At 65.5% G+C, this 19,779-nt stretch carries 18 protein-coding genes; 15 read left to right on the top strand and 3 right to left on the bottom strand.

What is annotated here, in order from left to right; genetic code table 11:
- Window positions 1-13: 13 nt before the first annotated feature.
- The 10 genes from ruvC (at window position 14) to U5L98_RS09565 (ending at window position 8,218) form a co-directional block, all read left to right on the top strand.
- Window positions 14-553, top strand: coding sequence for a crossover junction endodeoxyribonuclease RuvC (gene ruvC / locus U5L98_RS09520; RefSeq protein WP_322558079.1), 540 nt, complete (start codon window positions 14-16; stop codon window positions 551-553).
- Between the two features lie 154 nt (window positions 554-707).
- The gene (ruvA, locus tag U5L98_RS09525; protein ID WP_322558080.1) at window positions 708-1,322 is read left to right on the top strand and encodes a Holliday junction branch migration protein RuvA; all 615 of its coding nucleotides are present in this window, start codon (window positions 708-710) and stop codon (window positions 1,320-1,322) included.
- Window positions 1,323-1,366: 44 nt separating this feature from the next.
- Window positions 1,367-2,383, top strand: a complete 1,017-nt coding sequence (ruvB, locus tag U5L98_RS09530) for a Holliday junction branch migration DNA helicase RuvB (protein ID WP_322558081.1) — start codon at window positions 1,367-1,369, stop codon at window positions 2,381-2,383.
- 46 nt (window positions 2,384-2,429) lie between these two features.
- Window positions 2,430-3,119 (top strand): protein TolQ, encoded by a 690-nt coding sequence (tolQ, locus tag U5L98_RS09535; protein WP_322558082.1) that lies wholly within the window; start codon window positions 2,430-2,432, stop codon window positions 3,117-3,119.
- Between the two features lie 13 nt (window positions 3,120-3,132).
- Complete coding sequence (gene tolR / locus U5L98_RS09540; RefSeq protein WP_322558083.1) at window positions 3,133-3,576, top strand: protein TolR; 444 nt, start codon at window positions 3,133-3,135, stop codon at window positions 3,574-3,576.
- 9 nt (window positions 3,577-3,585) lie between these two features.
- On the top strand, window positions 3,586-4,758 hold the full coding sequence (tolA, locus tag U5L98_RS09545) for a cell envelope integrity protein TolA (RefSeq protein ID WP_322558084.1): 1,173 nt from the start codon (window positions 3,586-3,588) through the stop codon (window positions 4,756-4,758).
- Window positions 4,758-6,044 carry a Tol-Pal system beta propeller repeat protein TolB gene (gene tolB / locus U5L98_RS09550; protein ID WP_322558085.1) on the top strand — a complete coding sequence of 429 codons (1,287 nt, stop codon included), beginning with the start codon at window positions 4,758-4,760 and terminating at the stop codon, window positions 6,042-6,044. The genes tolA and tolB overlap by 1 nt, the downstream gene beginning before the upstream one ends.
- A gap of 37 nt (window positions 6,045-6,081) precedes the next feature.
- The gene (pal, locus tag U5L98_RS09555; RefSeq protein ID WP_322558086.1) at window positions 6,082-6,627 is read left to right on the top strand and encodes a peptidoglycan-associated lipoprotein Pal; all 546 of its coding nucleotides are present in this window, start codon (window positions 6,082-6,084) and stop codon (window positions 6,625-6,627) included.
- A 29-nt stretch (window positions 6,628-6,656) separates the two neighbouring features.
- Window positions 6,657-7,436: a tol-pal system protein YbgF gene (gene ybgF, locus U5L98_RS09560; RefSeq protein WP_322558087.1), complete on the top strand. Its 780-nt coding sequence runs from the start codon at window positions 6,657-6,659 to the stop codon at window positions 7,434-7,436.
- Between the two features lie 17 nt (window positions 7,437-7,453).
- On the top strand, window positions 7,454-8,218 hold the full coding sequence (locus U5L98_RS09565; RefSeq protein ID WP_322558936.1) for a YciK family oxidoreductase: 765 nt from the start codon (window positions 7,454-7,456) through the stop codon (window positions 8,216-8,218).
- A gap of 32 nt (window positions 8,219-8,250) precedes the next feature.
- On the opposite strand, the gene U5L98_RS09570 is transcribed toward U5L98_RS09565, so the two are convergent.
- On the bottom strand, window positions 8,251-8,925 hold the full coding sequence (locus tag U5L98_RS09570; protein ID WP_322558088.1) for an HAD-IA family hydrolase: 675 nt from the start codon (window positions 8,923-8,925) through the stop codon (window positions 8,251-8,253).
- Entirely contained in the window at window positions 8,925-9,650 is a 726-nt protein-coding gene (ubiG, locus tag U5L98_RS09575; protein WP_322558089.1) for a bifunctional 2-polyprenyl-6-hydroxyphenol methylase/3-demethylubiquinol 3-O-methyltransferase UbiG, read from the bottom strand. The genes U5L98_RS09570 and ubiG overlap by 1 nt, the downstream gene beginning before the upstream one ends.
- A 142-nt stretch (window positions 9,651-9,792) precedes the next feature.
- Between ubiG and galU the strand changes: the two genes are divergently transcribed.
- Window positions 9,793-10,683 (top strand): UTP--glucose-1-phosphate uridylyltransferase GalU, encoded by an 891-nt coding sequence (galU, locus tag U5L98_RS09580; RefSeq protein ID WP_322558090.1) that lies wholly within the window; start codon window positions 9,793-9,795, stop codon window positions 10,681-10,683.
- A gap of 5 nt (window positions 10,684-10,688) precedes the next feature.
- Window positions 10,689-11,987: a UDP binding domain-containing protein gene (locus tag U5L98_RS09585; RefSeq protein ID WP_322558091.1), complete on the top strand. Its 1,299-nt coding sequence runs from the start codon at window positions 10,689-10,691 to the stop codon at window positions 11,985-11,987.
- Window positions 11,988-12,114: 127 nt separating this feature from the next.
- On the opposite strand, the gene U5L98_RS09590 is transcribed toward U5L98_RS09585, so the two are convergent.
- Complete coding sequence (locus tag U5L98_RS09590; RefSeq protein WP_322558092.1) at window positions 12,115-12,693, bottom strand: superoxide dismutase; 579 nt, start codon at window positions 12,691-12,693, stop codon at window positions 12,115-12,117.
- 245 nt (window positions 12,694-12,938) lie between these two features.
- On the opposite strand from U5L98_RS09590, the gene U5L98_RS09595 reads away from it, so the two are divergent.
- The 3 genes from U5L98_RS09595 to U5L98_RS09605 are packed head-to-tail and all read left to right on the top strand — an operon-like array spanning window position 12,939 to window position 19,766.
- Complete coding sequence (locus U5L98_RS09595; protein WP_322558093.1) at window positions 12,939-13,802, top strand: hypothetical protein; 864 nt, start codon at window positions 12,939-12,941, stop codon at window positions 13,800-13,802.
- Window positions 13,803-13,830: 28 nt separating this feature from the next.
- The gene (locus U5L98_RS09600; RefSeq protein ID WP_322558094.1) at window positions 13,831-15,684 is read left to right on the top strand and encodes an autotransporter assembly complex family protein; all 1,854 of its coding nucleotides are present in this window, start codon (window positions 13,831-13,833) and stop codon (window positions 15,682-15,684) included.
- 11 nt (window positions 15,685-15,695) lie between these two features.
- A complete protein-coding gene (locus U5L98_RS09605) occupies window positions 15,696-19,766 on the top strand; it encodes a translocation/assembly module TamB domain-containing protein (RefSeq protein ID WP_322558095.1) in 4,071 nt (1,356 codons plus the stop codon).
- Window positions 19,767-19,779 lie beyond the last annotated feature (13 nt).

Raw genomic sequence — 19,779 nt, forward strand, 5'->3', positions numbered from 1 at the left:
CTGAGCCCTGCGGATGCTGATCCTCGGCATCGACCCCGGTTCGCGGATCACCGGCTACGGGGTGCTGGACGTCACCATGCCCACGCCACGCTACGTCGCCAGCGGTTGCATCCGCATCCAGGCCGACGACTTGGCACAGCGCCTGGCCCAGGTCTATGCCGGCGTCGGCGAGCTTATCGCGGTGCACGGCCCGGGGGAATTCGCCATCGAGCATGTGTTCATGTCGAAGAATGCCGATTCCGCCCTCAAGCTCGGCCAGGCCCGCGGCACGGCCATCGTCTGCGCGGCCAACCATGGTCTGCCGGTCAGCGAATACGGCCCTCGACAGATCAAGCAGGCCGTGACGGGCAGCGGTAGCGCCGACAAGAGCAAGGTGCAGCACATGGTGACGGCCATCCTCGGCCTCTCGTCCACTCCACAGGCGGATGCCGCCGATGCCCTGGCCGTCGCGCTCACCCATGCCCATGCGCGCATGGGACTGGTTCGCGAGGGGAGCTTCGGAGGACATCCCAGCCGACGTAAAGGCGTATCATGGCGCGACTTCCGGCCATGAGGCCCATCCTCGTGTGATGTCGCTGCCAGATTGTCGAACGCTGTTCCCATGGGCTGGCATGCGCCACTGGCGAACAGTATAGTGGCCCGATGACGGCCCCCAGGCCGCGAAAGATTCAACTCCCTAACCCACCCCCTAAGGGACAGCGAATTTCATGATAGGACGCCTGCGCGGCACCCTGCTCGAGAAACAGCCCCCTTGGATAGTCGTGGACGTGGCCGGTGTCGGCTATGAACTGGAAGCCTCCATGACCACCCTGGTGGCCATGCCCGGCACCGGTGAGCCGGTATCTCTCTATACCCATCTGACCATCCGGGATGATGCCCATCTGCTCTACGGCTTCGCCCGGGAGCAGGAGCGAGCGCTTTTCCGTGCACTGATCAAGGTCAATGGCATCGGGCCCAAGCTGGCCTTGGGCATCCTCTCCGGCATGGATGAGGACGCCTTCGTGCGTTGCGTGATGGACGACGATATCAAGTCACTGACACGACTGCCCGGGGTGGGCAAGAAGACCGCCGAACGACTGCTCATCGAGATGCGTGATCGCTTTCCCCACTGGGAGCAGCCGGGTGAACTGGCCGTCGGCACCAACGTTGCCGCGGGTAGCGTATCATCCGATACGGCGGATCCCGTCGCCGATGCCGAGGCGGCCCTGGTCAGCCTGGGTTACAAGCCCGCCGAGGCGGCGCGAATGCTGGTCGGCCTCGAGGCCTCCGGCTCCACCGAGGCGATGATCAAGGCGGCGTTGACCCGTCGTCTGGCGGGGTGAATCAATGTCACATCCATGCTTGCACCTGATGCGGTACGGCCACCATGCTCGAGTCTGATCGCCTGATCGCCGCCGACCCCCGCGACGGGGAGGGTGGAGTCGACCATGCCATTCGTCCCAAGCGGCTGGTGGACTACATCGGCCAGCCCCGGGTGCGCGAGCAGCTTGATATCTTCATCAGTGCCGCCCGTGGCCGTGAGGAGAGCCTCGATCACACCCTGGTGTTCGGCCCGCCGGGACTCGGCAAGACGACGCTCGCCAACATCGTTGCCGCCGAGATGGGAGTGGGGCTCAAGTCCACCTCTGGGCCGGTGCTCGAGCGGGCCGGTGACCTTGCCGCCATGCTCACCAATCTGCAGCCCGGGGACGTCCTCTTCATCGATGAGATCCATCGCCTGTCGGCGGTGGTGGAGGAGATCCTCTATCCCGCCATGGAAGATTTCCAGCTCGACATCGTCATCGGCGAGGGGCCGGCGGCGCGTTCGATCAAGCTTGATCTTCCCCCCTTCACGCTGGTCGGCGCCACCACACGGGCGGGTCTCTTGACCTCGCCGCTGCGCGACCGCTTCGGCATCGTCCAGCGACTGGAGTTCTACAGCGTCGACGAGCTCACCGAGATCGTCGTGCGATCTGCACGGCTGCTGGGGGTGGTGAGCGACCGGGAGGGCGCCCGTGAAGTCGCGCGCCGCTCCCGGGGTACCCCGCGGATTGCCAACCGGCTGCTGCGCCGGGTGCGCGACTTCGCGGAGGTGCGCGCCCAGGGTCGCGTGGATGCCGAGATCGCCGACCTGGCCTTGAACATGCTCCATGTGGACCACCACGGTCTCGATCATATGGATCGACGCCTGTTGCTGGCGATGATCGAGAAGTTCGACGGCGGCCCGGTGGGCATCGATTCCCTGGCCGCGGCGATCGGCGAGGAGCGCGACACCATCGAGGACGTCATCGAACCCTACCTGATTCAGCAGGGTCTGATGATGCGCACCGCTCGTGGCCGGGTGGTGACCCGTCAAGCCTGGGAACACTTCGACCTGGCGCCTCATGAGCGCGCCTCAGACTAGTGGCCCCCATTTCCGTGACGACTTACAAAGACCGACGAGGATGCCCGTGAACGACTCGATGTCCATACCCCACCTGATCATGAACGCCAGTGGCGTGGTGCAGATAGTGATGCTGATCCTCGTGATTGGCTCAATTCTCTCCTGGGTGGTGATCTTCCAGCGCACCTTCGTGTTGCGCCGGGCGCGCAAGGCACACCGTGCCTTCGAGGACCGCTTCTGGTCCGGCGTCGACCTCAACGACCTCTATCGCGATACCCCCGCCGAGCAGGACACCCAGGGTGCCGAGCACGTCTTCCGTGCCGGCTTCCGCGAATTCAATCGCCTGCTGGCCAAGACCCGCAGCCCTCAGGCGATCCTCGAGGGCGTCCAGCGCAGCATGCGCGTGGCCTGGTCCCGCGAGGAAGAGCGCCTCAGCCTGCATCTTGTATTCCTGGCCACGGTCGCCTCGGCCAGCCCCTACATCGGTCTGTTCGGGACCGTCTGGGGCATCATGGGTTCCTTCCAGTCTCTCTCCATGGCCCAGCAGGCCACCCTGTCCACCGTGGCTCCCTGGATCGCCGAGGCGCTGATTGCCACCGCCATGGGCTTGTTCGCAGCGATTCCCGCGGTGATCTTCTACAACCGTCTTTCCGCCGAATCTGGGCGCCTGCTGGGCAAGTACGAGGACTTCGCCGAGGAGTTCCATTCCATCCTGCACCGCAACCTGCAGGGTCGAACCGACCCCGGCAGCGAGTGAGGGAGAGGCCTTCATGCTAGGACCCTTCAATCGTGGCGGGCGTCACAAGCCCATGGGCGAAATCAACGTCGTGCCCTTCATCGACGTCATGCTGGTGCTGCTGGTGATCTTCATGATCACCGCACCCATGCTCACTCAGGGCGTTCAAGTCGACCTGCCCCAGGTGGCCTCGGAACCCATCGATCCATCCGAGGACAGCGACCCGATCAACGTTGCGGTTGAGAGCGACGGTCGGTATTCAATCTGGGTGGGCGGCGACGAACCACGTGAGGTTGGCATTGATGAAATAGCCGAGCGGGTGATCATCCTGCTGGAGCGTCAGCCCGGTACACCGGTGATGGTGCACGGCGATCGCAATGTTCCCTATGGCCTAGTGGTGACGCTGATGAGTACGCTGCAGACCGCCGGGGTGAGCAATGTCGGGCTGATCTCGGAACCGCCTCCCGGCGACAGTTGAGGAGCCCAGATGGCCAGACATGACCGACGCGTAGGCTATGGTCTGCCCTTGGTGCTCGCCGTCGCCCTGCATCTGGCGATCCTGATGGCCAGCGTGCTGCGCTTCCCGGAGCGTGACATCGAGCCACCGAGCTCCAGCATCGTTCAGGCGACGCTCGTCAGCACCGAGACCACCACCGATCAGGCCCAACGTTCCGAGCAGGCGCGTGCCCAGGCGGCTGCCCGGCAGGAAGAGGAGGCCGAGGCGCTCGCCGCGGAAGAAGACGCTCGCCAGGCGCAAGCCGAGGTGAGCGAGGCCGCCGAGGAAGCCGCGCGCCAGGCCGAGGTGGAGGCAGAACGCCAGCGCCAGGAAGAGGCCCAGGCCCGCGAGGAAGCTCGTCGTGCCGCTGAGGAGGAAGCCGCCCGTCGCGCCGAACAGGCCGAGCAGCAGGCCCGTGAACGTGAGGAACAAGCCGAGCGGCGTCGCCAGGAAGAAGTCGAACGCCAGCGTCAAGCCGAGGCGGAAGCCGAACGCCAGCGCCAGGCCGAGGCAGAGGCAGAGGCAGAGGCAGAGGCAGAGGCAGAGGCAGAGGCAGAGGCAGAGGCAGAGGCCGAACGTCAGCGCCAGGCCGAGGCAGAGGCCGAGCGTCAGCGTCAAGCCGAGGCAGAAGCCGAACGCCAGCGCCAGGCCGAGGCAGAAGCCGAGCGTCAGCGTCAAGCCGAGGCGGAAGCCAAGCGTCAGCGTCAAGCCGAGGCGGAAGCCAAGCGTCAGCGTCAAGCCGAGGCAGAAGCCGAACGCCAGCGCCAGGCGGAGGAGGCAGCACGTCGTGAGCGAGAACAGCAAGAAGCCGAAATGCAGCGGGTTATACGGGAATCCGAAGAGCGTGCGGCCAATGCGCAACAAGCGCAGCAGGCGGCGAATCAATTCGTGAATCTTGTAAGGACGGCCATCGAGCAGGCCTGGAGAATTCCTCCCAATACGCCCGCTAACCCCGTGGCTATAATAGAGATCCGACTCGGGCCCTCAGGGGAGCTGTTTACCGCTACAGTGGCACGTAGCAGTGGCGACAGTGCCTACGACCGTTCCGCCATTCAGGCCGTGGAGGCCGCTGCTCCGTTCGTCGAACTGCGACAGTTGCCAGCCGGCGTGCAACGGCAATACCGTCAGTTCAATCTGCAGTTCTCACCGGGAGACGTACGCTGATGAAACATCTGATGACCGCCTGGCTGCTCGGCTGCCTGCTGCTGGCAAGCCAGCTCGCCCAGGCCAACCTGACCATCGAGATCACCCGCGGCAGCGACCGTGCCACCCCCATCGCCATCGTGCCCTTTGCCGACGGCGACGACCTGCCCCAGGACATCGCCCAGATCGTCTCCGATGACCTGCAGCGCAGTGGCTACTTCGAGCCGCTGGAGCGTCGCGCCATGTTCGAGCGCCCCTCTTCGAGCGAGGAGGTCCGCTACGGCGACTGGAGTGCCCTGGACGTTCGCTACCTGGTGGCGGGACGAATCAGCCGTGAGGGGGATAACTACAACATCCGTTACGAGCTGATGAATATCAGCGGCGAGCGTCGTATGCTCGGCGAGACCGTGACATCCGGTGGCCAGGGGCTGCGTGATGCCGCGCACTACATCAGCGATCAGGTCTTCGAGGCGATCACCGACATCCGGGGGGCTTTTTCGACCCGCATCGCCTACGTGACTTCCAGTGGTATCGGTCCTGATACCCAGTACGCTCTTCATGTCTCCGATGCCGACGGTCGCAACAGCCAGCAGATCCTCTCGTCCGACGAGCCGATCATGTCGCCGGCCTGGTCGCCGGATGGCGGCAAGCTGGCCTACGTCTCCTTCGAGACCGAGCGCCCGGCGATCTATATCCAGGATCTTTCCTCCGGCCGGCGCGTGCGTGCTACCTCCTTCGAAGGGCTCAACAGTGCTCCGGCCTGGTCCCCGGATGGTCGCCGTCTGGCGATGGCGCTCTCCAAGGATGGCCAGCCCGAGATCTACGTGATGGACATCGCCGCGCGTGACGTCCGCCGCGTTACCAACGATGCCAGCATCGACACCGAACCCGCCTGGTCGCCGGATGGCCGCAGCCTGCTGTTTACCTCGGATCGTAGCGGCGGCCCGCAGATCTACCGTCTCGAGCTTGGCAGCGGCGAGGAAGAGCGCCTGACCTTCACCGGCAACTACAATGCCCGGGCGCGCTTCGCGCCGGACGGTGAGGGGATCTTTCTGATCCATCGTGGCAATAGCGGCTATCAGGTCGCCCACCAGGACCTGGATAGTGGCCGCCTGGTAGCTCTGACCGATATCGGGCATGCCGAATCTCCCAGTGTCGCGCCCAATGGCACCATGGTAATCTTCGCCACCCAGCAGGGCGGCAACGGTGTGCTGGGTGGCATCTCCGCCGATGGACGCGCTTCCTTCCGGCTGCCGGCGGCACGGGGCGATGTCCGCGAACCTGCGTGGTCTCCGTTTCTGAACTGATGTAGCCAGCACGATATATCCAACGAGGAGTTTCACGATGCAGCTCAAGCCCTATGCCAGAACCTTGGCCATCGCCCTCTCCCTGGCCTTCGTGGCCGGCTGTTCCAGCACGGGAGGCGGTCAGGACGGCGATCTGACCCGAGGCGCCGGCGGCACCGATCGCGGTGGAGTCTCTACCGGCACTGCCGACGGCCGTGGCATCGACGGTGTCCGTGATGGACGCGACGGACAGCGAGCCGCTGCCGACGATCGCATTCCGCAGACCCGTACCATCTACTTCGAGTACGACAGCGATGCGATTCGCAACGAGTTCGAGCCGGTACTGACCGCTCATGCCCGTTTCCTGCGCGCCAACCCCAGTGCCAGTGTTGTCCTGCAGGGTCATACCGATGAGCGCGGTACGCGTGAGTACAACCTGGCCCTTGGCGAACGTCGCGCCGACGCCGTCGAGAGTTATCTCAATGTCCAGGGTGTCTCGCCCTCCCAGGTCGAGGTGGTGAGCTATGGCGAGGAGCGTCCTGCGGCACGCGGTCAGAACGAGCAAGCCTACGCCCAGAACCGTCGAGTGGTCTTCGCCTACTGAGCCGGGCCTATACCACGAGGGAGAGAGCGATGAGACACGGTCTGAAGAGACTGTGCGGTGCGGGAGTTCTGTTACTCCCGCTGACCGTGGCGGCGCCGCTTCTGGCGCAGCAGCCGGTGGTGGAAGACCTCACCGGACGATCCGGATCCGGTAGTTTCTATGACCAGGCGGCTACCCGTGAGGAGGCCGGTGGCAGTCTGGTGCTCTTCAATCAGGTGCAGAAGCATCAGGAAGAGCTCCGCCAGCTGCGCGGGCAGGTGGAGGAACTGCGCCACCAGTTGGAGCAGCTGCGCCGTGAAACCCGCCAGCAATATCTGGACATCGAGGATCGCCTGATGGCGGCGAGCGGTGGGGTTGACCAGGCCGTTCCGCCCGTGGACGAGGAAAGCGCCCGTCAGGTCGCCGAGACCCCCTCGCCGAGCGCTGACGATCCCGGCGCACAGGCGGCCTACCAGTCGGCCTTCTCGCACGTTCAGGCGCGCGAGTTTGCCCAGGCCATCAGTGCCTTCGAATCCTTCGTCAGCGAGCATCCCGACAATCGCCTGACCGCCAACGCCCACTACTGGCTCGGCGAGCTTCATTCTGCCGAGGGCGAACTGGATGCCGCCGATGCCGCGTTCCGGCGGGTCCTTCAGGACTTCCCCGAAAGCAGCAAGGTGCCCGATGCCCTCTACAAACTAGGGCTGCTCGAGGCTCGCCAGGGACGCCCGGAAGAGAGCCGGGCGCTGCTCGACCGCGTACGCGAAGAGCATCCCGACAGCAGTGCTGCCGGCCTGGCCGACGACTTCCTGCGCCAGGCAGGCAACTGAGGGGTAGAGGAATCATGATGACCTGCAAGATCGACTACCAGCCAGCATCCGACTTGCTCGATGGTCGCATCATCCTGGTGACCGGTGCCGGGGATGGTATCGGTCGGGCGGCGGCGCTGGCCTTCGCCGGCCATGGGGCCACCGTGATCCTGCTCGGTCGCACCATCACCAAGCTTGAGAAGGTCTACGACGAGATCGAGGCCGCCGGTGGGCCCCAGCCGGCGATCTTCCCGCTGAATTTCGAGGGAGCTACGCTCAAGGATTACCATGACATGGCCGAGACCCTCGACAAGGAGTTCGGCCGCCTCGACGGTATCCTGCACAACGCCGGCATTCTGGGTCGCATCACGCCCTTCGAGCAGTACAATCCCGAACTCTGGGAGCAGGTGATGCAGGTCAACATCAATGGGCCGATCTGGATGACTCAGGCCCTGCTGCCCTTGCTCAAGAACTCGACGGCTGCCTCGGTGATATTTACCTCCTCAAGCGTGGGGCGCCGTGGTCGGGCCTATTGGGGGGCCTATGCGGTGTCCAAGTTCGCTACCGAAGGCTTCGTCGAGGTGCTGGCCGACGAAGTCGAGCACCTGGGCTCGGTGCGTGTCAACAGCCTGAATCCAGGAGGGACACGAACCGCCATGCGCAAGGCCGCCTATCCCGGGGAGAACGAGATGACGCTGCGCGCCCCCGAGGAGATCATGCCCACCTACCTGTGGCTGATGGGCCCTGACAGCCGCGGCCACAACGGCGAGACGTTCGACGCCCAGCCACCGAAACGTGATTGAAAACGGCGCCATGGGGTCAACCGGGGCGCCATTTATGCGTTCCGCCTGGCGCCTCGCAGTGCCGCCACAAGCGCCTCGGCCGTATCGAACCAGAGGTCGGCCGGCCATCCTCGGTAATCGTCCCCCTCCTCGATATAGCCATAGCCCACCGCCACTGCGGCCATGCCAGCCGCGCGTGCCGCCTGCATGTCGCGGCGGTGATCACCGATATACCAGCAGTCGCCAGGTGCCGCCTGAAGGTGACGCGCGGCCTCTCTCAGGGGCTCGGGATCGGGCTTCTTGACCGGCAGGTCGTCGGCGCAGAGCAGGGCGCCAGGGTTAAGTCTCAGCGCCTCGAGTAGTGGCGCGGCATAAGCCCGGGGCTTGTTGGTAACGATCCCCCAGGGGCGGGAGCTTGCCTCCCATTCGGTGAGCAGTCGTTCCAGCGGGGGAAAGACGCGGCTCTCCTCGGCTATTGCTCGACCATAGGCCTCGAGCAAGAAGGTACGCGCCTCGCCATGGCCTTCGGCGTCCTTGTCGAGACCCAGTGCCAGGGTCACCAGGGCACTGCCGCCGTTGGAAACCTGGGCGCGGATTACCGCATAGGGCAGAGCGGGCAGCCCATGATGGCGACGCAGGACGTTGGTGGCCCGCGCCAGATCCGGTGCGGTGTCCACCAAAGTACCATCCAGGTCGAATAGCAGGGCCTCAGGAAGGTGCCCGGTCATCAGCTCGCTTCCCGGCGACAGTGCATCAGGTAGTTGACCGAGACATCGCGCGCCGAAAGGGCATAGCGACGGGTCAGCGGATTGAAGACCATGCCGTTCTGTTCGCGTACATCCAGGCCTGCCTCGCGGCACCAGCCGGCCAGTTCGGAGGGGCGGATGAAGCGCCGGTAGTCATGGGTACCACGAGGCAACATGCGCAACACGTACTCGGCGCCGAGTACCGCCAGCACATAGGCCTTGGGATTACGGTTCAGCGTCGAGAAGAACACCTGGCCACCAGGCTTGACGAGGGTAGCGCAGGCGTTAACCACCGAGCCGGGATTCGGCACGTGTTCGAGCATTTCAAGGCAGGTCACTACGTCGAACTCGCCGGGCTGAGTGGCAGCCATCTCCTCGACGCTGACATGGCGATAGCCGATGGTTACTCCGCTCTCCTTGGCGTGTTGCCTGGCCACGGCCAACGGTGCCTCGCCAAGATCGATGCCGGTGACCTCGGCGCCTCGATGCGCCATGGCCTCGGCAAGGATGCCACCACCACAGCCCACGTCGAGCACTCGTCGCCCGGCCAACCCCGCCCGGGCATCGATGAAGTCGAGCCGCAGCGGGTTGATGTCGTGGAGCGGCTTGAAATCGCCTTGCGGATCCCACCAGCGATCAGCCAGGGCCTCGAACTTGGCGATCTCCGCCTGGTCGACGTTATCCGCTTCCGGGTGGCTTGCACTCATCTGCTGTCTCCATGAAGTCGCTGACCTGACACGCTGGCAGGCCAGGCTCGGTCCGGTATCATGAGGTATTGTACCTGCTCCCGGGAGGGCATTCCCACGCTTTCCCGATGGCCATATCTTCAACAGTGACAGGGACCGCACCATGATCAACAAGGCCGTTCTTCCCGTTGCCGGGTTTGGCACGCGCTGCCTCCCCGCTTCCAAGGCCATTCCCAAGGAGATGATTACCATCGTCGACCGGCCGGTGATCCAGTACGTGGTCCAGGAGGCCGTTGCCGCCGGTATTCGCGACATCGTGCTGGTGACCCATGGCACCAAGAGCGCCATCGAGAATCACTTCGACAAGCACTTCGAGCTCGAGGCGAGCCTCGAGGCCAAGGGCAAGACGGAGCTGCTGCAGGAACTGCGCTCAATCGTACCCGCCGACGTCAACATCATCAGCGTACGCCAGCCCGAACCATTGGGCCTGGGCCATGCCGTGCTCTGCGCCCGACCGGTGGTGGGTGACGATGAGCCTTTCGCAGTGCTGCTGCCGGATGTGCTGGTCGATGATGAGGGCATCGCGCCCAACGATCTGGCCGGCATGATCGCCTCCTTCGACGCCAGCCACCACAGCCAGTTGATGGTCGAGGAGGTTCCCCGTGACATGGTCCACAAGTACGGCATCGTCGACACCGGTGGCGAGTTCCCCGGCCCCGGCGAATCGCGGCCCATCGCCGGTGTGGTGGAGAAGCCACCCGTGGAAGAGGCGCCCTCGAACCTGGCGGTGATCGGCCGCTATGTGCTGCCGGGGCGTATCTTCTCGCTGCTTGCCGACACTCCGCCAGGCGCCGGCAACGAGATCCAGCTCACCGATGCCATCGAGACCCTGCGCCGCGAGGAGGGGGTGGACGCCTGGCGGATGCGCGGCAAGACCTACGACTGTGGGCACCAGCTGGGCTACCTGGAAGCCATTCTCGCCTACGGACGTCGTCACGCCCGCTACGGTCAAGGATTCCGAGAGTTGCTCACGCGCTACGCCGGAGAGGAGTGATCTCCATGCGGGTACTCATCCACGGCAGCGAACTGGCCGCCGCCACCGCCGCGGCAGCGCTCTCCTGGGTCGGCCACCGGGTCACCTGGCTGCCCCACGCTTCGACAGACTGGCCGGCACTCTCCACCAGCGGCTGGCTGACCAGCGAACCTGAGCTGATGCGCCGGCTCGAGGAGGGGATTAATCAGGGTAGCCTGCACCTGGTCGTCAGCGAACAGGAGGCCGTCGGCCGCGCGCCCTTCGACGTCTTCTGGCTCGCTGTCTCCGCGGACCAGCGCCAGGAGGCGAATGACAGCGTCGCGCGCCTGATGACCGGCCTCTGCCCGGGGGCGGTGCTGGTCAACAATTCCACCTTCCCGGTGGGGGAGACTGAGCTCTTGGAATCGCGCCTCGACGGCTGTCGGGCGGTGGCCCTCGCCGACCTCCTCGAGGAGGGGCGCGCCTGGGAAACCTTCACGCGGCCTTCCCGTTGGTTGCTGGGTTGTGACGATGACCGGGCTGAGCATCAGGTGCGCGAACTGCTGCGCGCCTTCAACCGACGACGCGAGGTGTTTCAGCGCATGCCCCGGCGCGCCGCGGAGCTCACCAAGCTGGCTATCAACGGCATGCTCGCCACGCGCATCAGCTACATGAACGATATCGCCGGGCTGGCCGACAGCCTGGGGGTGGACGTTGAATACGTCCGCCAGGGCATGGGCGCCGATTCCCGTATCGGCTACGAGTACCTCTATCCCGGCTGCGGCTTCGGCGGCCCTAACTTCTCCCGCGACCTGATGCGCCTGGCCGACGTCCAGTCGGCGAGCGGACGCCACTCGGCGCTGCTCGACCAGGTGCTCGATATCAATGAGCACAAGAAAGAAACGCTGTTCCGCAAGCTCTGGGCGCACTTCCACGGCCGCCTGGAGGCCCGCTGCGTGGCGATCTGGGGCGCGGCCTTCAAGCCCGGCACGGCCCGCATCGACCAGGCGCCGGTACTCACCTTGCTGCGCGCGCTATGGGCCCAGGGCGTCAGGGTTCGCCTGCATGATCCGGCGGCGATTCCCGCGGTGCTGGCCGAGGTCGGCGAGCACCCATTGCTCGAGGTATTCCGGGGAGATCCCCTGGAGGCCTGCGAGGGGGCCGATGCGCTGATGCTGGTCACCGAGTGGAAGACCTACTGGAATCCCGATTGGCCGCGGCTGGCCGAGCGGCTTGGCGAAAAGTTGCTGCTCGATGGGCGAAACATCTACGACCCTGCCCATGTGGCCGCCTGTGGCATGCACTATCGAGGCATCGGTCGCCGCGCCGATCCCACAAGGGAGTGATTGGCCCAGCCTCGACATCCGGGCTAGCGTAGTTCGATGGGTCGCTGCCAACTCGCGCAATGCAAGCGGCCCCGCCAACTGGCGGGGCCGCTTGCATCAATCGCCTCGGCGCCGGAGCGCCAGGCGATCAGCTGAAGTTCTGGGCGACGAAGTCCCAGTTCAGAACGTTCCAGACGTTCTCGAGGTACTTGGGACGCGCATTGCGGTAATCGATATAGTAGGCGTGCTCCCAGACATCGATGGTCAGCAGCGGTGTCTGGCCATGGGCGATGGGCGTGTCGGCATTGCTGGTGTTGACGATGTCGACACCGCCGTCGTCGGTCTTGATCAGCCAGGTCCAGCCGGAGCCGAAGTTGCCTGCGGCCTGGACGTTGAAGGTTTCCTTGAACTTGTCGAAGGATCCGAACTTGGCCTCGATGGCCTCGGCCAGTGCGCCGCTCGGCTCACCACCACCGTTGGGCGCCAGACAGTGCCAATAGAAGGTGTGGTTCCAGACCTGGGCCGCCTGGTTGAACAGGCCGCCGGAAGAGGACTTGATGATCTCCTCCAGTGACTTGTTGGCGTCGTCAGTACCGTCGGTCAGCTCGTTGAGCTTGTTGACGTAGGTCTGGTGGTGCTTGCCGTAGTGATACTCGAGGGTCTCAGCGGAGATGTGCGGTTCCAGCGCATTCTTCTCGTAAGGCAGTGCGGGCAGTTCGAATGCCATCGAATCTCTCCTTGTCAGCAGCGGTCTTGGTACAGCACACCATGTCGCGCCATCGAATATTGAAGTTCAAGGCCCGGCAAGCTGGCGTTGATGTACTCCGTGCGTTCCGATGGCGAAAAACCTTACACTATCAAGTCGATGTGTCAGTGCTGTCGCGGCATCATAGCACCCGGCTCCGGAGGCGCCAATCAAACGGCGTCCGCCGGCGACCCCGGCCACCCTGTTTCCCAGAGAAGGAGTTCGCCATGGCAGAGCGCCCGGATGCCTCCCGGTACAGCCGGCCGATCGTGCCGGACCCGGATGCCAGTCTGTCGGCGCCACGTTGGCGTCAGCCCCCGCCTCCGCGAGTATGGCCCTTGTGGCTGCTGGTGGTGTTGCTTATCGCCGCCGGTGCCGCCCTTTCCTGGGTCGGCTGGCAGGAGCGCACTCGCCTGCAGGCCGAGCTCGCCCGGGTCAGCGGCGAGCTCTCCAACGTGCATGCTCGCTTCGATGCGGAAGAAGGGCGCGGAGCGGCCTTCGCCACGTTGCAGGATCGCATGGACGAGCTGGCCAACCTGGAAGCCGAACTCGATGCCGTCATCGACGAACGCCTGGCCACGCTCGAGACACAGCAGGAACAGCGTCTGACGCCTCTCGAGGAAGCGGTGACGTCGCTGCAAGAGTCTACGATGTCTCTCGATGGCCGACTCGTCGCACTGAGCGACGAGAACGATACGCTGGCCGCCATCCTGGCAGCGACCCGTACCTCCCTGGATGCCCTGGAACGGGCGGGAGAGGAGGGGCGAGCCGCGCTGCAGGAGCGGCTCGCCGCCCTCGACGATGCCCGGGAGGCGGAGGCCGCGCGTCGCGAGACACTGGCCGCCGCGCTGGATGAGCTGGAAGGGCGCCTCAGCAATCAGCGTGATGCTCAACAGTCGCGTCTGGCTTCCCTGGAAGAGGCGTTGTCAAGCCTCGAGGCCGACGTTGAAGCAATGGCGGTATCACGCGATGATGCGCAGGACCAAATTGAAATGCTGGGCAACCAGCTTCGAGACTTCGAGTCCGAGCTGCGTGAGCTGCGCCAGGCGCAGCTCGTCATGAGCGCCCAGCTCGAGGCCTTGCGCCAGTGACTTGTCGCCAGTTCAGGAAGCGGTAGCAATGGATAATTGCGTTTACACACGGCTGGGAATGGCGGCATTTTGCCTGGGCCTCGCGCCTGGCGTCCTGGCCCTCGAGGCAACCATCGAGGGCATCGAGGATCCATTGGCGGAGAATGTCCGCCTCTACCTCGATGGGCTGGAAGCTGAGCTGTACAGTCCCGCTCGCCTGGAAAGCGAAGTATTGCGGCGCAGCAGCGAGGCGCTGCGGGTATACGGTTACTACTCGCCCCGGATCGAGCCGCGTTTCGACGATCCCGAGTCACCGACTCGGGTGACCCTGGCCATCAGTCCGGGAGAACCGGTGCTGATCGAGGTCCTCGAGCTTTCCGTGACCGGCGATGCCGCCGAGGATTCCCCCTTCACCGAGGCCATCGACGCCTTTCCCCTGGAGGAAGGGGATCGCCTGCGCCATGCGCCCTTCGACAGCCTGCGCAACCGGCTGGCCAACCTCGCCCTCGAACGCGGATACTTCGACTGGCGCTTTGCCGATCGCCGGATGGAGGTCAGGCCCTACGCCAACAGTGCCCGGCTCTATCTGGCGCTGGATAGCGGCCAACGCCATCGCTTCGGCGATGTGACCTTCCAGGGCCATCACATCGAGACCGCCCGGCTGGAAAACCTGGCCCCCTTCGCCAGCGGGGAGCCCTATCTGGCGAGCAGGGTTGCCAGGTTCAACCAGCGCCTGGGCCAGACCGAATGGTTTGCCTCGGTTAATGTGCGTCCGCGCCTCCAACGTGAGCTGGGTCGCCTGGCGCTGGCGGAGGCAGAACCGACCTGGTGGCACTCGCTGGATGTCGCAGGAGTGGAGCCCGTCGCTCCGGAGCCACGCATCACCGCCGAGTCGTTGTTGGCGGCCGCCAGCCTACAGCGCCCGGCCGTTCCCGAAGTACCGATCGACGTGGTGGTAACCCCCGCGGACCGCCACCAGTTCGAGGTGGGGGTGGGCTATGCCACCGACATCGGCCCCCGCTTGCGATTTGCCTGGGACCAGCCCTGGATCAACCGCTATGGCCACGGTCTGGACCACGACCTCTACATTTCGATGCCGGATCAGCGCTTCACCGGCGTCTACACTCTGCCGCTGGCGGACCCGTTGCGTGACAGCTATCGCTTCCAGTACGGCCTGCGCCACAAGGACAACGAGGATACCCGGACCCTGGAGGGTACCCTGGAGGCGGCCCGTCGCTGGAAATTCGACAACGACTGGGAGCAGTCCCTCTATCTGCGCGGTACCTTCGAGGATTTCACCCAGGCCGGCGTTTCCAACCAGGTGTTGCTGCTCTATCCCGGCATCAGCTGGTCGCGCACCCGCACACGCAATCCCACCTTTCCCACCTGGGGAGATCGCCAGCGCCTGGCCGTGGAGTATTCCAGCGACTGGTGGGGCTCGGCCGCCGAGTTCCTGCGACTGACGGGCAACAGCGAATGGATCCGCACGGTCGGTGACGACAACCGTTTCGTGGGCCGAGTCGGCCTCGGCAGCATCACCACCGATGACTTCGCGGACATACCCCCCTCGCTGCGCTTCTTCACCGGTGGCGATCGCAGCGTGCGTGGCTACGCCTACGAGAGCCTCGCTCCCGAGAACGACGAGGGCCGCCTGACGGGTGGCGAGCAACTGTTGACTGCCAGCCTCGAGGCCCAGCGTCGCATCACCGGCAAGTGGTGGGCCGCGACCTTCATCGATACTGGCGATGCCTTCAGTGACTGGGGCCCAAATGACCTGAAGACCGGCGCCGGCCTTGGGGTGCGCTGGATCTCGCCGGTGGGCCCGATTCGCCTCGATGTTGCCCATCCCTTCGATGCCGATGATGCCTTCCGTATCCACTTCGCCATCGGTCCGGAATTCTGAGAGCCCGCATCTTGAGAACCCGTGCATTGACTTGGGCCCTGGCCCGACTGCTGATCGTTCTGCCCGTCTGGTTGCTTGGCCTTGTGCTGCTGCTGCTTGGCCTGGCGCTCTCGCCATGGGGCACCGGTGTACTGCTCGAGCAGGGTGCCAAGCGCGGACTATATGAGTTGGGGGCCGTGGAGGGCGCCCCGCTGGATCGCCTGGTGCTGCATGACTTTCGCATGAAGGCTGGGCCGGCCAACATCGCCCTGGAACGCTTCGAACTGTCCTGGTCTGAGGAGTGCGTCCTGCAGGGTCGGCTTTGTCTCGACCGCTTGGCCGTGGAAGGCACCAATATTCGGCTGGCTGAAGCGGACACAGAGACGGATGTTGCACCAGAGGAAGCCTCTGGCGCGCCTCTGGAGGAGATCCGCCTGCCATTCCCGATGGAGCTGCGCGAGCTGACACTGGTTGATGTCGACGTGCAGCTCGCTGACGGTACGCAATTGACCTGGGACTCCTTCACCACCGGTATCCGGGCCGAGCAGAGCACCCTGACCCTGCTGCCCACCCGGCTGGTTGGCACGCGCCTGAAGCTGCCGCTCTCCGCGGGCACGCGTCTGGCCCTGAGTGAGGCCGAGTACGAGGGCACCCGGCCTTCGGCGGTAGCCATCGATGCGGCCATCGCCGTGCGCTCTCCACTACCCGCCCAGGCCGCCGCCGAACTGGAAGGCCTCGCCGATCTGCCCCTCGACGAGCAGCCGCGCCGCGTTCTCCCCGAGGTGACCCTGCCCATGGCGGTGGAGGTGCCCGAGCTCAGCATCGAGGACTTCGCCATCGCCGGGTCGGTCGAGTATGGCGTGGAGGAACTCCTGCTGCGCCTCACTGCTCGCGGCCAGGACGTCGAGATCGACACCCTGGCCGTCGCCACGGCCGATGCGGATGCCGAGCTGATGGCCCGCCTGGCACTGCGTGGCGACTATCCCCTTGAGGCCCGCCTGGCCGCCGATCTCTACCTGCCGGAACGTATGCCGGCGCTGGAGGGCGAGCGCATCGAGCTCGCACTCGCCGGTAGCCTGGCTGACTTGGAGGTCGACCTGGTCACCCAGGGGCCAGTCGAGGCCCACCTGGTGGCCCGCCTGGACGTCCTTGATCCGACTCTGCCGTTCACTGCCTCACTGGAGAGCGACGCCCTCCAGTGGCCATTGCCGGGGGCCGATGTCACGACGGCCAGCGAAGCGGAAGAAGTGTCGGTACAGTCGGAAGAGGAACCCGTCGAGAAGTCGGAAGCGTCGGGCGAAGCGACCGTCGAACCCTGGCGGGTCGAGGATCTTGCGGTGCAGCTGGAGGGCAGTCTGGTCGACTATCGTACCCGGGTATCGCTCAATGTCCGGGGGCCGAAACTGCCACCTACCGACCTGCTGGTCAGTGGCAGCGGTGACCTCGGCCACTTCCGCTGGACACCTCTGACGGTCAATCATCAGGGGGCCGTGCTGGTCAGTCGCGGTCAGGCCACCTGGCGCGACGGCCTCGATGTCGAGGCCAGTCTGTCACTGGACAATCTGGACCCTGGCCACTTCGTCGAGGGACTCGATGGACGTCTGGGCGGCGGTGCCGAGCTGGCGTTCGTCCAGGACGACGCGGGCTGGCGACTCGAGGTGCCGGGGCTGGATCTCCAGGGGGTGCTGGATGAGCGGCCATTGAGCCTCGAGGCAGCCCTCTCCGGCGACAGTGAAATGCGCTGGGATATCCAGGCCCTTGACTTCCGCCAGGGTGCCAACCGGGTCAGCGTCGCCGGCAGGGTGACCCCGCAAGCGCTGGATCTGGCCGGGGAGCTGGACATGCCCGCACTGGAGAGCCTCTATCCCGGCCTCGGCGGCACCCTGGCCGGGCGCTTCACCACGGCGGGCAGCCTGGAAGCACCAGAGCTCGACCTCGCGCTGACCGGCCGATCTCTGGCCTTTACTGATAACACTGTGGCGTCGCTCGACCTGACGGCGCGAGTTGCCGGCCTGGAAGACCCCGACCTGGCGCTGGCCCTTGAGGTCAACCGCGTCGAGGCCGGCGGGCAGCGTCTCGACAGCCTCACGCTGGATCTCGACGGTCGCCTCTCGGAGCACAGACTGCGGCTGGCCGCCCATGGCGGTGACGACTTGCGGTTATCGCGGCTGGTCCTGGCCCTGGAGGGCGGGCTCGACGGCGCCCGCGAACGCTATCGCGGGGTTCTGTCACCGCTGGAGCTCGACAGCGAATTCGGCGACATCCGCCTCGCCGAGGCGCTGGCCTTCGAGGCCAACCTGCCGGCGGGGTCGGCGCGTGTATCACCGTTCTGCCTGACTCGCCGCCAGGGGGGCGAGGTATGCCTCGGCCAGCCGCTGGAGGCTTCGGCCCAGGCCGGCCGGGCGTCGCTCGTCATCCGCGACTTGCCGATGGACCTGGCCGATGCCGCCATGCCGCCAGGGTGGCGTATCAGCGGTGAGAACAACGGATCCATAGAGGCTGGATGGTCGGCCGGTGGAGCGCGCTGGCAACTCGCCGCCGACCTTGAGAGCCGTGCCGAAGTCACCGGCGAGGACGCCTATGGCCGACCCTGGTCGGTTCCCGGCACCACGCTGGGACTGCAGCTGGAGGCCAGCGAGGCGCAAGCAGATCTCGATCTGGTGCTGGGGCTGGCCGAAAGCGGCGAGGTACGTTTGGCCCTGGCCATCGACGAGCCGTTGACCGTGGGCGCCCTCGACGGTCAGTTGCGCATCGATGATTTGCGCCTGGGCCCGTATCGTCCTCTGGCCGCCGGCCTGGAGGTGCTGCAGGGGGGGCTGGATGGCGATATTCGCATCACCGGCAACCGCGAGACGCCTCGGCTGGAAGGCCGGCTCGTCCTGTCGGGGCTGAGGGCCGGTGGACTTGACTTGCCCCTGGAGGTACACGATGGAGAACTCGTCGTGGAACTGGCCGGTGATCGGGCTGATATCGACGGCTTCCTGGCCGCCGACGAGGGGCGCATGCAGATTGCCGGCAATGCCCGCTGGTCCAACGGCGGCAGTTGGCAGGCCGCCGTCGACCTGCAGGCCGTCGATGACCCCCTGCTGGCAATCCTGCCCGAATTCGGGCGTCTGCGTCTGGCCCCGGATCTGAGGATTCGCGCCACCCCTGAACGGCTCAGGGTCCGCGGCACGGTCGAGATTCCCTGGGCGCGCCTCGAGGTGGGAGACGTGCCCGAATCGGCCATGGCTCCGAGCTCGGACGAGGTGATCATCACCGAGGAACAGGACCGCAGGGCCGCACAAGCCGCGGCAGAAGAAGCCAAGGCCGAGGCCAAGAGCGGAAGCCAGCCCGGCGAGTCCACCGCCGAGGCCATGGCCCAAGCCGGCATGGCCATCGATATCCTGATCACCCTGAGCCTGGGGCCGGACATGCTGCTGGAGGCCTATGGCCTGGAGTCGGGACTATCCGGCAACCTGGAGATTCGCCAGCAGGACGGACCGGTCCAGCTGTTCGGCGACGTCAGCCTGGTCGATGGCCGCTTCAAGGCCTTCGGCCAGGATTTGCTGATTCGCGAGGGGATCATCTTCTTCAGTGGTCCTCCCGGGCAGCCGCTACTCGACTTCGAGGCGATCCGTAACCCCGCAGCCACCCAGGACGACGTGATTGCCGGTCTACGCGTCAGTGGCTCGGCAGGCTCCCCGTCCCTGGATATCTTCTCCGAGCCTGCCATGGACGAGGCCAGTGCGCTTTCCTACCTGCTGCGCGGGCGTGCCCCGGACAGCAGCGGTAGCGCCGATGGGGCTCTGACCTCTGCGTTGATAGGCCTCACACTGGGGCAGTCCGGCGGCGCCGTGGGTGCCCTCGGCGAGGCCTTCGGCATTGACGATCTTAGCCTCGACACCGCCGGGGCAGGGGAGGAGAGCCAGGTAGTGGTCACTGGCAATCTCACTGACCGCCTGAGCATCGGCTACGGGGTGGGCGTCTTTTCGCCGATCGCCGAGATCACCTTGCGCTACCAACTGTGGCGCAACCTCTATCTCGAGGCTGTCTCTGGGGCTTCCCAGGCGGTCGACCTGGTCTACAGTTTCAGCCTGCCGGGCGATCCGCCGACCCCGTGAGGCTTGCCAGACG

The sequence above is a fragment of the Halomonas sp. genome (genome assembly GCF_034520545.1).
Classification (GTDB): domain Bacteria; phylum Pseudomonadota; class Gammaproteobacteria; order Pseudomonadales; family Halomonadaceae; genus Halomonas.

What these genes read in the sequence shown, in the direction of transcription:
- ruvA (WP_322558080.1), top strand. Translation starts at nt 708, where the DNA reads ATGATAGGACGCCTGCGCGGCACCCTGCTCGAGAAACAGCCCCCTTGG.
- U5L98_RS09590 (WP_322558092.1), bottom strand. Translation starts at nt 12,693, where the DNA reads ATGGCATTCGAACTGCCCGCACTGCCTTACGAGAAGAATGCGCTGGAA.
- ubiG (WP_322558089.1), bottom strand. Translation starts at nt 9,650, where the DNA reads ATGAGTGCAAGCCACCCGGAAGCGGATAACGTCGACCAGGCGGAGATC.
- U5L98_RS09585 (WP_322558091.1), top strand. Translation starts at nt 10,689, where the DNA reads ATGCGGGTACTCATCCACGGCAGCGAACTGGCCGCCGCCACCGCCGCG.
- pal (WP_322558086.1), top strand. Translation starts at nt 6,082, where the DNA reads ATGCAGCTCAAGCCCTATGCCAGAACCTTGGCCATCGCCCTCTCCCTG.
- U5L98_RS09565 (WP_322558936.1), top strand. Translation starts at nt 7,454, where the DNA reads ATGACCTGCAAGATCGACTACCAGCCAGCATCCGACTTGCTCGATGGT.
- tolB (WP_322558085.1), top strand. Translation starts at nt 4,758, where the DNA reads ATGAAACATCTGATGACCGCCTGGCTGCTCGGCTGCCTGCTGCTGGCA.
- ruvC (WP_322558079.1), top strand. Translation starts at nt 14, where the DNA reads ATGCTGATCCTCGGCATCGACCCCGGTTCGCGGATCACCGGCTACGGG.
- ybgF (WP_322558087.1), top strand. Translation starts at nt 6,657, where the DNA reads ATGAGACACGGTCTGAAGAGACTGTGCGGTGCGGGAGTTCTGTTACTC.
- U5L98_RS09570 (WP_322558088.1), bottom strand. Translation starts at nt 8,925, where the DNA reads ATGACCGGGCACCTTCCTGAGGCCCTGCTATTCGACCTGGATGGTACT.
- tolR (WP_322558083.1), top strand. Translation starts at nt 3,133, where the DNA reads ATGCTAGGACCCTTCAATCGTGGCGGGCGTCACAAGCCCATGGGCGAA.
- U5L98_RS09595 (WP_322558093.1), top strand. Translation starts at nt 12,939, where the DNA reads ATGGCAGAGCGCCCGGATGCCTCCCGGTACAGCCGGCCGATCGTGCCG.
- tolA (WP_322558084.1), top strand. Translation starts at nt 3,586, where the DNA reads ATGGCCAGACATGACCGACGCGTAGGCTATGGTCTGCCCTTGGTGCTC.
- galU (WP_322558090.1), top strand. Translation starts at nt 9,793, where the DNA reads ATGATCAACAAGGCCGTTCTTCCCGTTGCCGGGTTTGGCACGCGCTGC.
- ruvB (WP_322558081.1), top strand. Translation starts at nt 1,367, where the DNA reads ATGCTCGAGTCTGATCGCCTGATCGCCGCCGACCCCCGCGACGGGGAG.
- U5L98_RS09600 (WP_322558094.1), top strand. Translation starts at nt 13,831, where the DNA reads ATGGATAATTGCGTTTACACACGGCTGGGAATGGCGGCATTTTGCCTG.